The following is a 14,149-nucleotide window of genomic DNA, read 5'->3' on the forward strand; positions in this document are numbered from 1 at the left end:
CAATCGCTTCCACTACCCGCCTACTGCCCAAAGATGTCGCAGCGCAATATATTGCTTGACATTTGTGCAATGCAATAGTAGCGTCCTTGGTACAGTCTTCTGACTGTAAATACCCTCCTTGGGTGTTTCCTCCCTAGACTTAGCCGCGCTTACAAGCGCGGTTTTTTTTATCAACAACTTAGGCTAATTTAGGTACTCAGCAACGTGAAGCTCGAATATCCATCGAATAACGCTTTACGCCCTTATTCGTGTTCCGTCCGGCAACTGCCTGTAAAGCTCACATATAACTGATGGCGATTGCACAATCGCCGCAATGCGCTGAAGATTCCCCAGATAGTCGATGTCCATGATGGCCATCAATGCTCGTCCCGCGTCTGTCGTGCTGTAACAGCTCATACGCGGAAAGTCGTTTGGTTGGTGATAAATCCACGGGTCGTCACCTGGAAGGGGCAATGTCGCCCCCGGGGTGTAAGACACCTTCATTCCGAACGGACCAAGGTCAGCGTAATAAGAGGCGTCATCCGAGGTCAGCTCCCTATTGAAGGTGACGATAAGCCCTGCCGCCGGATTATAATCCGCCAATACGTCTGCGTGAATTAGAGTAGATAATTCATTGTACGATAGTTTTCGACCCAGCGAAATTAGGGGGATGTCCTCGAGTGAAATTGCAAAGGCACAAATACTTTGAAAAAGCTCGGCGACAGGCGCCTCCATTTCATCGACAACGCGCAAAACCTTATTTGAAAATGTGCCGGGCTTCCTAATTTCCGCCGCTAGCACTCTTCCCCACTTTTCACGAAGCTGTTCTGTTGTTGCCCCCTCGGCGTAGTGCTCCAACTTTGAGAGGAAAGCAGCACTCACCTTCGCGTCACTGTCATTCACGTCGGCGGCGCGATTTTGTAGATCTTCTAGCGCGAAAGCGGCAGTTGCGTTGACATTGTCCTGCTTCCTTTGACCTTTAGAAACAGAGTTCAAAATGCGTTCGGCAAATCCAAGGTCTTTTCCCGCTTCCTTAGCAAACCGCTGCCCGGCGGCTTCAATTGCGCTGACCTGCGCGTCCGTGAGCGCCTCCTGTATTCTAACCTCCCGTTCCGCTTCTATATTGCCTTCCTTCGCTTTGATCGCTCCCAAATAGTCAAGGGCATCAATTGTGCGGCTCTGGACACGAGCGGAAAATCCGCTCCAACTCCATTTTGCGGTAAGACCGACCCCTTTGTCAGATCCCCTCTCGTTCCCCATGTGCACCCTTCTCTTTCAGCTAAGCCTCTATAGACTTTACATAATCCGGCAGTCTGACCATGTGAACACTCGACATCCAGCATGCCGATAAAAACTCTCTTCACGGATGCGAAATGAATGCCTAGCATTGTCAGGGTTTGTTTGGCCGGGAGACATGGCCGGAAAATATCGGGGTAATCGGCGCAGGCTATTCGGCGGCCAGTGCCCGGTCACCGGCGAATTTCTCGACATAATCCGCCATCTGCTGCATGAAACCCGTGACCGCCTCAGCGACCGCGGTGAAGTCGGCGCGTTTCTCCAGCGTCACCTCGTCGACATAGATCGCCCGGTTCACTTCGATCTGCAGCGCGTGCAGTCCGCGCGAAGGCCGGCCGTAATGCTCGGTGATGAAACCGCCGGCATAAGGCTTGTTGCGGATCGCCGCAAAGCCCATTTCCTCGAGGATGGCGATGGCGGCGCGCGAAAGCTCTGCCGAAGCACTGGTGCCATAACGATCGCCGATGATGAAGTCAGGCCGCGCAGTACTGCCGGCGACGCGCACATTGCCGGGCATCGAGTGGCAGTCGATCAGCACGCCGAAGCCGAACTGCACATGCGTTCGCGCGATCAGCCGGCGGAGCGCTGCATGATAAGGCTTGTAGACCGCCTCGACCCGGTCGAGCCCCTCCTGCACCGGCAGGCGCCGCGCATAGATCTCCATGTTTTCGGCGACAATGCGCGGAATGGTGCCGAGCCCGCCGGCGACCCGGAGCGAATTGACATTGGCATAGGGTGGCAACAGGCCGTCGAACATCCGCGGGTCGAGTTCGTAAGGCTCGCGATTGACGTCGAGATAGGCGCGCGGAAAGTTGGCCGCCAGCAGCGGAGCGCCGAGTGCGACGGCCGAGCCGAACAGCTCGTCGACATAGTGATCCTCGGAACGGCGGATGGCGATGCCCTCGAGCCTGGACTGCGCGATAAATTCCGGTGGATAAATACGGCCGCTATGGGGGGAGTTGTAGACGAAGGGGATGGTCTGCGACACGGGCTCATGAACCTCAAAAAGCTCGTATTCGCGTATTTCCGGCACTTTCGGCCCTCTTTACCATGTCATGAACTGACTGCTTTGCCCATGTTGCCAGTTGCCCGGCCTCAAGTCCATACTATGTAGAAGGGATGGCGGTCGGGCACGGGCAATTCACCGGTTGTTTACCGGGTAAAGACTAGTGTAAACGCCTGGCAGCCCACCAAAAACTTATTGATCAGCGGTCTGGATTGATGACTCAGAAGATACTTCTCGCAGAAGACGACAACGACATGCGCCGCTTCCTGGTGAAAGCGCTCGAAAAGGCCGGTTACAAGGTCCTTTCCTATGACAATGGCGCCAGCGCCTATGACCGGCTGCGCGAGGAACCGTTTTCCCTGCTGTTGACCGATATCGTCATGCCGGAAATGGACGGCATCGAGCTGGCGCGCCGCGCCACCGAGCTCGACCCCGACCTGAAGGTGATGTTCATCACCGGTTTTGCGGCGGTGGCGCTGAACCCTGATTCGAAGGCGCCGAAGGATGCCAAGGTGCTTTCCAAACCTTTCCACCTCCGCGATCTCGTCGACGAGGTCAACAAAATGCTTGCCGCGTAAGGCTTGCCGGGCGGTACGTCACAAAACTGAAAAAAGCCTATTGACGGCTCCAAAGGTTTTGTGATTTATCCGCCGCCATCGGATGGGCGTGTAGCTCAGCGGGAGAGCACTACGTTGACATCGTAGGGGTCACAGGTTCAATCCCTGTCACGCCCACCATCCGATCCCCTTGCCCTACAAGGGATTTTCGCCAAGTCGCTGATTGGTGAATTTTTTGGTCCTCCTCTCCTTTAGTATTGCCGGTGCCGGATCTTCGTCGCCTCTCGAGGGCGACATCGACCGCGGCACGCCCTCGCAAATCCTGTTGTCGGGCTTTGGCCGGTCCGTGCCGATGGCCAGTCATGACGCGCGGCATATGAGGACGTGCTCACACGATCATCAATTGCACACTGCCGGCTCAAGGTTCAGCCCCTCGTTGCTCAAGCAATCGACTGCCGAATTTTGTGACGGAGAGATGACAAGTTTGTGACAAAACGCGTGTTATTTCAGCAACATAGCTGATCCAGCCTATTGTCATGATCGACAATCTCGTTGCAGCGCAGCATCGCCTATGTAACTTCCGCGGCGAGGCAGGCGCCAAGTTAAACGGTGCCGCTTCGGTCACACGGGATGAAGATACGTAGGGACTGCCGATGGCAACGGTCTTCATCCTCTTGCATCTGAACTGGAGGTTATTCCATGAACATTAAGAGCCTTCTTCTCGGCTCCGCTGCTGCACTTGCAGCAGTATCCGGCGCTCAGGCTGCCGACGCTATCGTTGCTGCCGAGCCGGAACCGGTTGAATACGTTCGCGTCTGCGACGCTTACGGCACCGGCTATTTCTACATCCCGGGCACCGAGACCTGCCTCAAGATCAACGGCTACATCCGTTTCCAGGTTGACGTTGCTCCGAACGCCAGCTCGATCGGCGCCAGCGGCGGCGGTTCCGTCGCCAACGACTCGGATTGGGACGCCCGTACACGCGGCCAGGTTCAGTTCACCGCCAAGAGCGACACCGAATACGGTCCGCTGACCGGCGTCATCGTCATGCAGTTCAATGCTGACAACGCAACGGCTCAGAAGGCCCAGCTCGACTCCGCTTACCTCGACATCGCAGGCTTCCGCGCTGGTCTCTTCTACTCGTGGTGGGACGATGGCCTCTCGGGCGAAACCGACGATATCGGCTCGCCGGTCACGCTGCATAACTCCATCCGTTATCAGTACGAAACCGACGCCTTCTACGCTGGCATCAGCGTCGACGAGCTGGAAGACAGCCCGTTCTATGATGGCGAAACCGCCAACAACGTTGGCGTTGCAGTCGGTCTCGGCGGCAAGGCTGGTGCATTCAGCTACCAGGTCACTGCCGGCTACGACACCGACAACGAAGAAGGCGCCGTCCGCGCCATGGGTACGGTTGCTGTCGGTCCGGGCACGCTCGGCCTCGCAGTTGTTTATGCAACGAACCCGAACGCCTATTACAACAAGGCTGAATGGGCGATCGCTGCCGAATACGCCATCAAGGCGACCGACAAGCTCAAGATCACCCCGGCTGTTCAGTACTACGACAACTACGGTGTCACGGCTGGCGAGTTCAACGACGACGTCAGCGCCTGGAAGGCCGGCGTAACGATCGACTACCAGATCGTCGACAACCTCGCAGCTAAGGTCTCGGTTCAGTACCTCGATCCGGACAACGCTGAAGACGTAACCTCGGGCTTCTTCCGCCTGCAGCGCGCGTTCTAATAAAAGGCTGCAGCACTTCAACAAAGTGCTGCAGCATCTTTTGCGCGTCTTAAAAGGCGCGCGGCGCTCTTAAACCGGCAGCTAAAAACTCCTGATCCGACTGACCTCCGATCGGGAAAGAATGGGCCTGGACTTCCCTGCCTGGGCCCATTCCTCTTGACCAGAAATGCGTCCAAGGGCAGGCGCTCGATGAGCGCCTTGCCACCGTCGTGTCACATCGGTCCTTTCTCGATGTCCGGCCGCCAATCCCATTGCTTGCCCTTGTAATCGATCGGCGATAGCCCCGGCAGCCGATGGTATCTTTGTGCCGCAGGGACAGTGGAACCAAATTCGGACACAGAACCATGCCAATGGCGAATCGAGGCTGAGAAGTGTGATTCGCCTCGCCGGGATATGGGGTTTGAGATCGAAATGAAGTTATCCGCGTTTATTGCCGCCGCTATTTTTTCCGCCGCCCTGGCCTTGCCGGCCTCTGCCGCGCAAGCTCCTGTGGAGACGTTTCCAGGGGCTCCCGGCGTCATCACGCTTTCCGGCAAATGCGCCAAGCTTGTTGTCGCCAAGTTCGATGCCACAAAGGGCTGCAAGAACGAGCTTGCCAGCGTCACGCTGGCCAATGGCGTGGTGACCTTCATTTTCACCTCGGATGGCAAGGCGCTTGGGTTCCAGGGCGACGGCAGCGGCATCAAGCCCGCTTCCAACGGTAATGCCCGCCTGCCGCTCAGCCTCGTCACCACGGGTGTCGGCAACAAGATGACCGGGGAGGTCAAGGTCGCCGGCTTCTGCACCTTCGGCAATCCCTATGCCGGCAAGCCGATCGCAATCGAATGCAGTGCCGAAAGCAAGGATTCCTCCTTTACCGGCAGCTTCCGCACCGGCGGCAAGCTGGTGAAAAAGGGCAAATAGCCAGAGCAAATCCAGCAAAACTGCGCAGCGTTTTTGCGTCCATGCTTCGTTAAAAAGCTGGGGTGCCGGCTCAAGCGCACCAGGCGCCGCCGGCAGCCCCCGGCTTGCGCGCCAGCCCTTCATTGATTAGCTGCGCGCCGAAGGAACGCCCGTCGCGCGAGACGACGCGCGGCGCGCCTGAGGGCTCGGCTTTGCCCGCGGCATTCATGGTGAAGGGACCGGCGTTCAGAAGCGCCAACAGCCGCGACTTGGCGGCAAAGGCCACCCTGCGTTCGCCATCGCAGCGCGCCTGATCGACGACAGGGCTTGCCATATCGGCGACGACGATCTTCTCACCCTTGTACCAGAAGACGCCGCCATCGCCGACGCAGTTGATATGGGCGCCCTGCCCGCAATAGCCGAAGGCGACCGTCCCGGTTTCCGGAATGGCAGGGGTAAGCGCGGAAGGCACCGCCTTGACCGGCTGTATGGCCGGCGTCGGGATCGTCGCCGGCGGCAGCAGCTGCGATTGCGGCGCCAGCGGCACGGCTTTCGGCAACGGTGCGGCAAGCGCCATCTGCTTCGGCGGTACGTCCTTACCGACGGCAGGTCTCGGCTCCGCCGTTTCCCGCATGATCGACGCTGATTGCCGTGCAAGCATCGGCTGAATGCTCTTCCAATGGTCGTGGGCGACAATACCGCCGATCGCGGCAATGCCGATCACCGCCCAGGGCAACAATCCGCCACCGCTGCTGCGCCCTTTGCTTTTTCCCCTCGCCGGCGCCTTGCGGCGGCCGCGTGTCGCTGTCTTGGCCATCTGTCCGATTCCCGTGAGGCCGGGATTATCGCCGCCCAATCCTTTCTGAAAGGTTGGCGCGGCGACAGGATGATGCTTGATCTGCCGATCTTGAACTCGAATGATCCCTAGCCGCTGGGCTGTGTGGGCGACGCCCCTGGGCGAGTTGAAGCACCTGAGGGGGAAAAGCCGAACAAATTCCGTGCTCATTCGCTAGCCAGCAAAAAATTTCGAATGTTGTGAGGAAAAGAACGGTGCGGCTACAGTTCCGCACGGCATATCGATCGGGATAATGACCTATAGAAGCAAGACGCCCGGCATCATCCCGGGCGTCCTTATCTCCGTGACTGTGTGTCGCTCATTCCGAGCGTGCGGCAGAAGGATCGTTTTTTCCAACCGGTACCGTGCCGCCGATCGACGCAGCCAGCGGCTTTTGCCGTTTGCCGATATCAATGCGCTCGTCGGCCGCCTCGCGCACAGCCTGCCATTCGTTTTCGTGCCGGATGAAGATCTCGCGGGGCACAAAGTTGATCGTCATATTGTTTCTCACCCTGTTTCAAAATTACCGTCAGTGCGCAAAAAGAGCCTGCAATGCTGGCTATTTCTTGGTCTCCGCATTGCCCTTGATGTCGGGGCCACCTTTGGAAAGATCCGCACCGGTAACATGGGCCGGCACGTGAATGTCATGATAGACGCCGGGCGTCAGTGTCAGGTCGACCTGATGCGGCGGCAGCACCTGTGCCTTCTGCATGCGGTTTGGCTTTGCCCGCTTCATGCGGTCGGCAGCCTCTGCGCGTTTGTCGCGAACATGGGTCGAAGTGTGCATCATCGGCCTCCTTTTTAAGCTCAACCAGTGGCTAACGGTCGGGCATCCGGATGGTTCCGAAAAAACACCTGAAATTCATACGGCAACCGATCTTGACAGGCCGAGGAAGTTCATTACCTAGGGCCTATCCCGCAGCCTTCCAGACATCGGCCGACGGGGAACTTTGGTGCCGGGCCCCTCTGGCGAGAGTTTTTAAACGGCGCTCTCGTGATGTCGGTACCGCCTGCAGCTTAGCCGGCGGATGTTTCATCGATGAACAAGCTCACCATGCCTGACCCGCATGCCCGTGGTGGCATGCCTTCTTTTTCCAACATAGCCACCCTTTTCAAGACGGTTCGCGGCTGCGAGGTGCGGCCATGAATCAGTCCGCGACCCACCAATCCTCGCTCAGCTATTTCCGCTGGGCCTTCATCGTCACTGCTCTCGGCCTCGTTCTCGGCGCCGTGCTTGGCTGGCAGACGACAGGCACGATCGGCGGCATGGCGACCGTCTTCTTCATCTGCACGGTGCTTGCGGTGCTGGAGATCTCGCTGTCCTTCGACAATGCCATCGTCAATGCCAACAAGCTGAAGGAGATGACACCGGTCTGGCAGAAGCGCTTCCTGACCTGGGGCATCATCATTGCCGTCTTCGGCATGCGCATCGTCTTCCCGCTGGCAATTGTCGCGATCGCCGCACAGATCGGCCCTTGGGATGCTCTGGTGCTTGCCGCCCGCGAGCCGGCCGAATATGCCCGCATCATGAACGACGCGCATCTGCCGATCGCAGCCTTCGGCGGCACCTTCCTGATGATGGTCGGCCTCAACTACTTCTTCGACCACAAGAAGGAAATCCACTGGCTTCCCGGCCTTGAAAGGATGATGGCCCGCTCGGCCACCATCAAGGGTATCGAGATCGCCTTCGTGCTGGCGCTGATGCTGGTTTTCTCCTGGCTGATCGGCGGCGAGGAAGCCACCGTCTTCGTCCATTGCGCCATCTACGGCCTGCTCACCTTCCTCGCGGTCGAGGTGGTCGGCGGGCTGCTCGACGCCTCGCAGAAGACGATGAGCGCTGCCGCCAAGGGTGGTCTCGGCGCCTTCATCTATCTGGAGGTGCTGGATGCCAGCTTCTCCTTCGACGGCGTCATCGGCGCCTTTGCGCTGACGCAAAACCTCTTCGTCATCGCGATCGGCCTCGGCATCGGCGCCATGTACGTGCGCTCGATGACGATCATGCTGGTGGAGAAGGGGACGCTTGCCGAATACCGCTATCTCGAACATGGCGCCTTCTACGCCATCCTGATCCTCTCGGTGATCATGTATGCGCAGACCCTGGTGCACATTCCCGAAGTGATCACCGGGCTCGGCGGCGCGGCGCTGATCGGTCTGTCGCTCTGGTCGTCCATCCGCCACAACAAGCGTGAACAGCTAGAAGATCATGCCGCCAAGCAAGAAGAGCTTCGCGCCTGACGATTACAATGCATGTCGCCCGGAAGCGTGCAGCGGTTCCGGGATGACGACAAGCATACACAAAGAGAAAAGTCGCAACGCCCAGCTTTGCGACATCCCCATTGGACAACAATAAAGCCCGCGACCAACCGGTTGCGGGCTATTTCATTATGCATGCGTTGAAAGTTTTTAGCGGATCACCTGACCGAAGGAGACCGGGTCGATGCCGAGTTCCTTGAGGTCGCGGGCCCGTGGACGGCGGCCGGCTTCAACAGCGGCGCTGACGGCATTTGCAGCGCTGAGCGCGGCAAATGCGCGGCCAAGGAAACCAGTGTGGACTGAACTGCGGATAGCGGACATTGTTCTTTCCTCTCTCTATATGATTGATATGTCATAGGTGGGCACCCGCACCCACCGCAACAATGCACGTAAGATCACCTCAGCCATGCAAAAAGTAGAGGCCGGCGCATGTCTCCATGGCCGGCCTCGAGGGAGGGGTAACGTCGTCTTTTTAGTCTTCGTTTGCCGCCAGCTGCGACAGCACCTGGCCGCGGCCGCGAAGCCGCAGGATCAGCGGGATGAGAAAGGCCGCCGCGGCAACGATAAGCAGGCCTGCCGCAATCGGCGACATCACCAGCGTCGTGACGTCGCCCTGGCTGATCGCCAGTGCCCGGCGCAGCTGCTGCTCGGCCAGCGGCCCAAGGATCAGGCCGACGACCGCAGGCGCGATCGGATAGCCGAAGAGCCGCATGAGATAGCCGAGAATGCCGAAGGCGAGCAGCATGCCAAGTTCGAACACCGACGGATTAGCACCGATCGTCCCGAGCGTGGCAAATAGCAGAATGCCCGCATAGAGCCACGGTTTCGGGATCGTCAGTAGCTTTACCCAGAGCCCGATCATCGGCAGGTTCAGCACCAGCAGCATCGCATTGGCGATGAGCAGGCTGGCGATCAGGCCCCAGACGAGCTGCGGATTGGTGGCAAACAGCAGCGGCCCCGGCTGCAAGCCGTATTGCTGGAAGCCGGCAAGCATGATCGCCGCCGTCGCCGTCGTCGGTAGGCCGAGTGTCAGAAGCGGCACCAGCGTGCCGGCGGCCGACGCGTTGTTTGCAGCCTCAGGACCGGCCACGCCTTCAATCGCGCCATGGCCGAACTCTTCCGGGTTCTTCGCCAGCCGCTTTTCGGTCGCGTAGGACAGGAAAGTGCCGATTTCGGCGCCGCCCGCCGGCATGGCGCCGATCGGAAAGCCGATCAAGGTGCCGCGCAACCAGGGCTTCCAAGACCGCGCCCAGTCCTCAGCCGTCATCCACAGCGAACCCTTGACCGCCTCGACCTTGTCGGCGATCCGGTTGCCCTGCGCGGCGATGTAAAGCGTCTCGCCGATCGCAAACATCGCCACCGCCAGCGTCGTCACCTCGACACCGTCGAGCAGATCGGGAATGCCGAAGGAAAGCCGCGCCTGCCCCGTCTGCTGGTCGATGCCGACCATGGCGAGCGCGAAGCCGATGAACAGCGAGGTCAAACCCCGGAGGGCTGAATCGCCAAAGGCCGAGGAAACGGTGACGAAGGCAAGCACCATCAGCGCGAAATATTCGCGCGGCCCGAAGACCAGCGCCAGCTTGACGATATAGGGAGCGATGAAGGCAAGCCCGAGCGTGGCAATCAGGCCGGCGACGAAGGAGCCGATCGCCGCAGTCGCCAGTGCCGGCCCGCCGCGCCCGGCACGCGCCATCTTGTTGCCCTCGAGCGCCGTGACGATCGAGGCGCTTTCACCCGGCGTGTTGAGCAGGATCGAGGTGGTCGAACCGCCATACATGCCACCGTAATAGATGCCCGCGAACATGATCAGCGAGCCGCCGGGATCGAGCTTATAGGTGACGGGCAAAAGCAGCGCCACGGTGAGCGCCGGACCGATGCCGGGAAGCACGCCGACGGCGGTGCCGAGCGTCACGCCGACCAGCGCATAAACCAGGTTCATCGGCTGCATCGCAACCAGGATACCCTGCCATAGGAATTCGAATGTGCTCATCTTGGTGTCCCAAGCGGCGTTCCCGACCATGCGATTCGAGGTCAGGCGCCGCGCAAAATCAAAACAGCTGACAGCGCGTCCCGCGCGGTCAGAAGAACAGTTGTTCGAGCGGCCCGGCCGGCAGCGTCAGTTGCAGCAGCTGCGAGAAGATCGCCCAGACGACGAAGCTGAGGACAATGCCAAGCGGCAGCGAGATCCACAGCTTGCGTTTGCCGAAGCCGCGTGCCGTCAGCGCAAAGAGGATGCCGGTCGCAATCGAGAAGCCGGCGACGCGCAGAAGCAGCATTTGGCCGGCCAGACCGGCGACGATCCAGATGACCGGCGCCACTTCCTGCCGCTCGCGCTCCGGAAACTCGCCGCGCCAGGCTTCGGCGACCGTCCAGATCCCGAGACAGAACAGGCCAAACGCCACCACTTGTGGCACCGTCGCCGGGCCGATGCGGTCGTATTGCGCGATCGTCTTCAGATGCGAGGCATCCCAGGCCATGACGCCGGCGACGACGAAGAGGAAAACGGCAATGATGAACGCCGCCCAATCGGGGCGGCGTGTCGTTGCCGAGGAGGTGTTATCCTCGCTCATTGAACAAGCCCGATATCTTTGAGAATGCCTTCGGTGGCGGAGACATCCTTCTCGAGCTGCGCCTTGAAGGCGTCGCCGGACAGATAGGTGTCGGCCCAGCCCTTGGTCTTCAAAGTTTCCTGCCAGGTGGCGGAGCTATGCAGCTTCTCGAAATCGGCGGTGACACTTGCCACCTGCTCCGCCGACAGGCCGGGGGCTGCGGCAACCATGCGCCAGTTCTGGATGACGACGTCGGTGCCGGCTTCCTTCAGCGTCGGAGCATCGACGCCGTCGATACGCTTGTCGCTCGATACGGCGAGAAGACGGAGCGTGCCGGATTTCACCTGCGATTCGAACTCGCTGTAGCTCGAGACGCCGGCCGTGACCTGGCCACCGAGAATGGCGGCGAGCGCTTCGCCGCCGCCGGAGAAAGCGACATAGTTGATCTTGGTCGGATCGACGCCGGAAGCCTTGGCGATCAGGCCGACCGCGATGTGGTCGGTACCACCGGCCGAACCGCCGCCCCAGGAAACCGCGCCCGGATCCTTCTTCAGCGCCGCAACCAGATCGGCCATGGTCTTGATCTCGGACGCAGCAGGAACGACGACAGCTTCATATTCGCCGGTCAGACGGGCGATCGGCGTAACGTCCTTGAGCGTCACCGGCGACTTGTTGGTGAGGATCGCGCCGACCATGACATAGCCGCCGACGATCAGCGAATTCGGATTGCCGGCAGCCTGGCTGCTGAACTGCGCAAGGCCGATGGTGCCGCCGGCGCCCGGAACGTTCTGGACCTGCACGTTGCCGGAGATCTTCTCCTGCTGCAACGCGGTCTGCAGCGAACGGGCCGTCTGGTCCCAGCCGCCGCCGGGGGCCGCCGGCGCGATGATGGTGTAGTCGGCCGCATAGGCCGGCAGCGAAATGGTCGCGGCAAATAGGGTTGCGATGAACGTATGCTTCACGATGTATCCTCCGTGGCGGCTGAGCGAACCGCCTGTTATTCTCTGGGAATCGGGAGAAGTGGCCGGCCAGCGGACGCAAGTGTCCTGAGTGACGAGCAGAATTCCTCCCAAGGCTTCAGCTCTCCGCCTCCACGGAGAAGAAGTAGCCAAAGCCACCACAACAAGCTGTCATTTAGCTGACATCGCCAAGATATCCAGGAGCAGGGGCCACTTTTTAGCCGTAATTGCCATGCGCGGGCTCAATCCCTCTCCTCTCCGCCGGACCAGGCAGGTCATCCGGGCCAAAGCACCGTTACTGGACACTATCTGGGAAAGACCCATTGGCTCCCACTCTCTGGATTCTTAGCAAGTATCTGAGGTTTAACCTTGCACGCACGACCTTAAGTCAACTACAACTTTCACAATTCAGGGTTTTGTTTCCGCTATTTCGACTTCTGCAGACTTTTATTTCGTCGGCCCGTTAGGAAACGATATGTCGCGCTGCCTGCACACAGATCCCGACCGGATTTATGACGACCTGCGATCGTTGCGTGCCGACGCGAAACTGACACTGGAGGGCGGACGATATGCAGCGCCGCTCGTCCTCTCCTCGGTCAGCGGCTCCCAGCAGCAGCCGGTCGTGATCGGCGGCACCGGTGCCGTCGTCGACGGCGGCAGAAGCTATGAAGACTATCGCGACACCGCCAACCGCCTCTCCGCCGTCCAGGAAGCCAATGGCCGCTTCCCCGGCATCTATTATCTTGCCGACAACGCCGCGCTCATACTGCGGAATTGCCAATGGGTGGTCATTGAAGATCTCACGTTTGAAGGCTGCTGGCCGACCGCGATCTATCTCGACAACTGCCAACACATCACGCTCCGCCGCCTGCATATTCGCGGCAGCACCATCGCCATCGGCGCGGCCGGAGCCTATACGCACCACCTGCTGATCGAAGGGTGCGACTGGATTCAGGATCTGCGGTCGCATGGCGAGGCGGACCTTGTCGCGATCCGGAAAGCCGGCGCGGTCGATACCGCGCTGGATCCCGAGGATTGCAGGCTCTGGCGAAAAACCTCATGGGGGCAGGTGCACGGTAATCTCGAAGACACCGAGAGCCGCGTGAACGTCGAAAAGGACGAGCGCGGTTTTGACGGCGACTTCTTTCGGGCTTGGACCATCGCCGGTTATGTTGTCCTGCGCGACAACGTCATTCTCGATGCCTTTAATGGCATCCATTTCTTCAACGATGCGTCCGATTCCACGGTGGAGGATTTCTGCCGCAACATCATCATTGAAAACAATTGGTTCGTCCGCATTCGTGACAACGCCGTCGAGGCGGAGGACTATGCCTGGAATTGGACCGTGAGCGGCAACCGCTTCGTCGACTGTTACATGCCTTTTTCGCTGGAGATGCGGCGATCCGGCTATTTCTATATCTACGGCAATCTCGGCTGGAACCAGCACCGACCAGGCCCCGATGACGACGACCGCAATTTCGGCCAGCTTTTCAAATCTCCCAAAGAGCACGAAGCGGTCGGCCCGCATTATGTCTTCAACAATTCATGGATGCTAAGAGGGCCGATCAGCAAGCGCAACCGCTTCCGCCAGTTCCACCATCTGAACAATGCGATCGGCTATTACGGCGCGGCCGGCCTCTCGACGCCGCAGGATTCCGTCCCCTTTGGCGCCGGCTGGCAGAGCGTGCCGAAGGACGGACAGGATGAAAGCTCCCTCGAAGGCGAGCATTTCACCAGGCTTTGGCAGGAACTCGACATACGCTTCGACGGCGATCTGATCGATCACAAATATTTCCCCGACCTGCTGCGCCAGGCGGGATATGCGATCGGCGTGGACGCACATTCCGGGCCCGTTCCTTTCCGCTCGCCCGGCTTCGGCATGCCTAGGGGGCTGAAGCTGACCACAAAGGTTCCGGCAATCGCTTTCCTAATGCAGCTTCCCGACGGACGCACGCAGGCGGTCGGCTGCGCGGATTACACTGTCGGCGCCTGGCAGGGCGAAGACCCCTTCACGGTTAAGAAGCCCATGTTCTACGAATACTGGCTTTACGCCGACCCTTGCGGAAAGGGCGAAGCAGCCGAAACGTGAG

Annotated in this window: 14 protein-coding genes and 1 tRNA gene; 6 read left to right on the forward strand and 9 right to left on the reverse strand. The window is 59.7% G+C overall.

Annotated features, from left to right (window positions below):
* Positions 1-234: 234 nt before the first annotated feature.
* Positions 235-1,239 carry a DUF2806 domain-containing protein gene (locus RCCGE510_RS16390; RefSeq protein WP_007631671.1) on the reverse strand — a complete coding sequence of 335 codons (1,005 nt, stop codon included), beginning with the start codon at positions 1,237-1,239 and terminating at the stop codon, positions 235-237.
* A gap of 187 nt (positions 1,240-1,426) precedes the next feature.
* Positions 1,427-2,308 carry an N-formylglutamate amidohydrolase gene (locus tag RCCGE510_RS16395; protein ID WP_007631673.1) on the reverse strand — a complete coding sequence of 294 codons (882 nt, stop codon included), beginning with the start codon at positions 2,306-2,308 and terminating at the stop codon, positions 1,427-1,429.
* Positions 2,309-2,496: 188 nt separating this feature from the next.
* Between RCCGE510_RS16395 and cpdR1 the strand changes: the two genes are divergently transcribed.
* The 4 genes from cpdR1 (at position 2,497) to RCCGE510_RS16415 (ending at position 5,484) form a co-directional block, all read left to right on the forward strand.
* On the forward strand, positions 2,497-2,859 hold the full coding sequence (gene cpdR1, locus RCCGE510_RS16400) for a response regulator CpdR1 (protein WP_003542883.1): 363 nt from the start codon (positions 2,497-2,499) through the stop codon (positions 2,857-2,859).
* Between the two features lie 84 nt (positions 2,860-2,943).
* Positions 2,944-3,018: transfer RNA gene (locus RCCGE510_RS16405), tRNA-Val, on the forward strand.
* A gap of 519 nt (positions 3,019-3,537) precedes the next feature.
* Positions 3,538-4,581 carry a porin gene (locus tag RCCGE510_RS16410; protein WP_007631675.1) on the forward strand — a complete coding sequence of 348 codons (1,044 nt, stop codon included), beginning with the start codon at positions 3,538-3,540 and terminating at the stop codon, positions 4,579-4,581.
* A 411-nt stretch (positions 4,582-4,992) separates the two neighbouring features.
* Positions 4,993-5,484 carry a hypothetical protein gene (locus RCCGE510_RS16415; RefSeq protein WP_240539663.1) on the forward strand — a complete coding sequence of 164 codons (492 nt, stop codon included), beginning with the start codon at positions 4,993-4,995 and terminating at the stop codon, positions 5,482-5,484.
* A gap of 70 nt (positions 5,485-5,554) precedes the next feature.
* On the opposite strand, the gene RCCGE510_RS16420 is transcribed toward RCCGE510_RS16415, so the two are convergent.
* The 3 genes from RCCGE510_RS16420 to RCCGE510_RS16430 form a co-directional block, all read right to left on the reverse strand.
* On the reverse strand, positions 5,555-6,280 hold the full coding sequence (locus RCCGE510_RS16420; RefSeq protein WP_007631679.1) for a hypothetical protein: 726 nt from the start codon (positions 6,278-6,280) through the stop codon (positions 5,555-5,557).
* 337 nt (positions 6,281-6,617) lie between these two features.
* On the reverse strand, positions 6,618-6,797 hold the full coding sequence (locus tag RCCGE510_RS16425; RefSeq protein WP_007631681.1) for a hypothetical protein: 180 nt from the start codon (positions 6,795-6,797) through the stop codon (positions 6,618-6,620).
* A gap of 60 nt (positions 6,798-6,857) precedes the next feature.
* Complete coding sequence (locus RCCGE510_RS16430) at positions 6,858-7,088, reverse strand: hypothetical protein (protein ID WP_007631692.1); 231 nt, start codon at positions 7,086-7,088, stop codon at positions 6,858-6,860.
* A 353-nt stretch (positions 7,089-7,441) separates the two neighbouring features.
* Here RCCGE510_RS16430 and RCCGE510_RS16435 point away from each other — a divergent pair, with 353 nt between their 5' ends.
* A complete protein-coding gene (locus tag RCCGE510_RS16435; RefSeq protein WP_007631695.1) occupies positions 7,442-8,533 on the forward strand; it encodes a DUF475 domain-containing protein in 1,092 nt (363 codons plus the stop codon).
* Positions 8,534-8,701: 168 nt separating this feature from the next.
* On the opposite strand, the gene RCCGE510_RS35195 is transcribed toward RCCGE510_RS16435, so the two are convergent.
* The 4 genes from RCCGE510_RS35195 to RCCGE510_RS16450 all read right to left on the reverse strand — a co-directional run bounded on the left by RCCGE510_RS35195 (position 8,702) and on the right by RCCGE510_RS16450 (position 12,062).
* Complete coding sequence (locus RCCGE510_RS35195; RefSeq protein ID WP_007631697.1) at positions 8,702-8,872, reverse strand: hypothetical protein; 171 nt, start codon at positions 8,870-8,872, stop codon at positions 8,702-8,704.
* A gap of 151 nt (positions 8,873-9,023) precedes the next feature.
* The gene (locus tag RCCGE510_RS16440; RefSeq protein ID WP_007631699.1) at positions 9,024-10,541 is read right to left on the reverse strand and encodes a tripartite tricarboxylate transporter permease; all 1,518 of its coding nucleotides are present in this window, start codon (positions 10,539-10,541) and stop codon (positions 9,024-9,026) included.
* An 88-nt stretch (positions 10,542-10,629) separates the two neighbouring features.
* Complete coding sequence (locus tag RCCGE510_RS16445) at positions 10,630-11,121, reverse strand: tripartite tricarboxylate transporter TctB family protein (protein WP_007631701.1); 492 nt, start codon at positions 11,119-11,121, stop codon at positions 10,630-10,632.
* Positions 11,118-12,062, reverse strand: a complete 945-nt coding sequence (locus RCCGE510_RS16450) for a tripartite tricarboxylate transporter substrate binding protein (protein ID WP_007631702.1) — start codon at positions 12,060-12,062, stop codon at positions 11,118-11,120. The genes RCCGE510_RS16445 and RCCGE510_RS16450 overlap by 4 nt, the downstream gene beginning before the upstream one ends.
* A 472-nt stretch (positions 12,063-12,534) precedes the next feature.
* On the opposite strand from RCCGE510_RS16450, the gene RCCGE510_RS16455 reads away from it, so the two are divergent.
* A complete protein-coding gene (locus RCCGE510_RS16455; protein WP_007631703.1) occupies positions 12,535-14,148 on the forward strand; it encodes a right-handed parallel beta-helix repeat-containing protein in 1,614 nt (537 codons plus the stop codon).
* The last annotated feature ends 1 nt before the right edge of the window (position 14,149 follow it).

Source organism: Rhizobium sp. CCGE 510 (assembly GCF_000292525.1).
Taxonomy (GTDB): Bacteria; Pseudomonadota; Alphaproteobacteria; order Rhizobiales; family Rhizobiaceae; genus Rhizobium.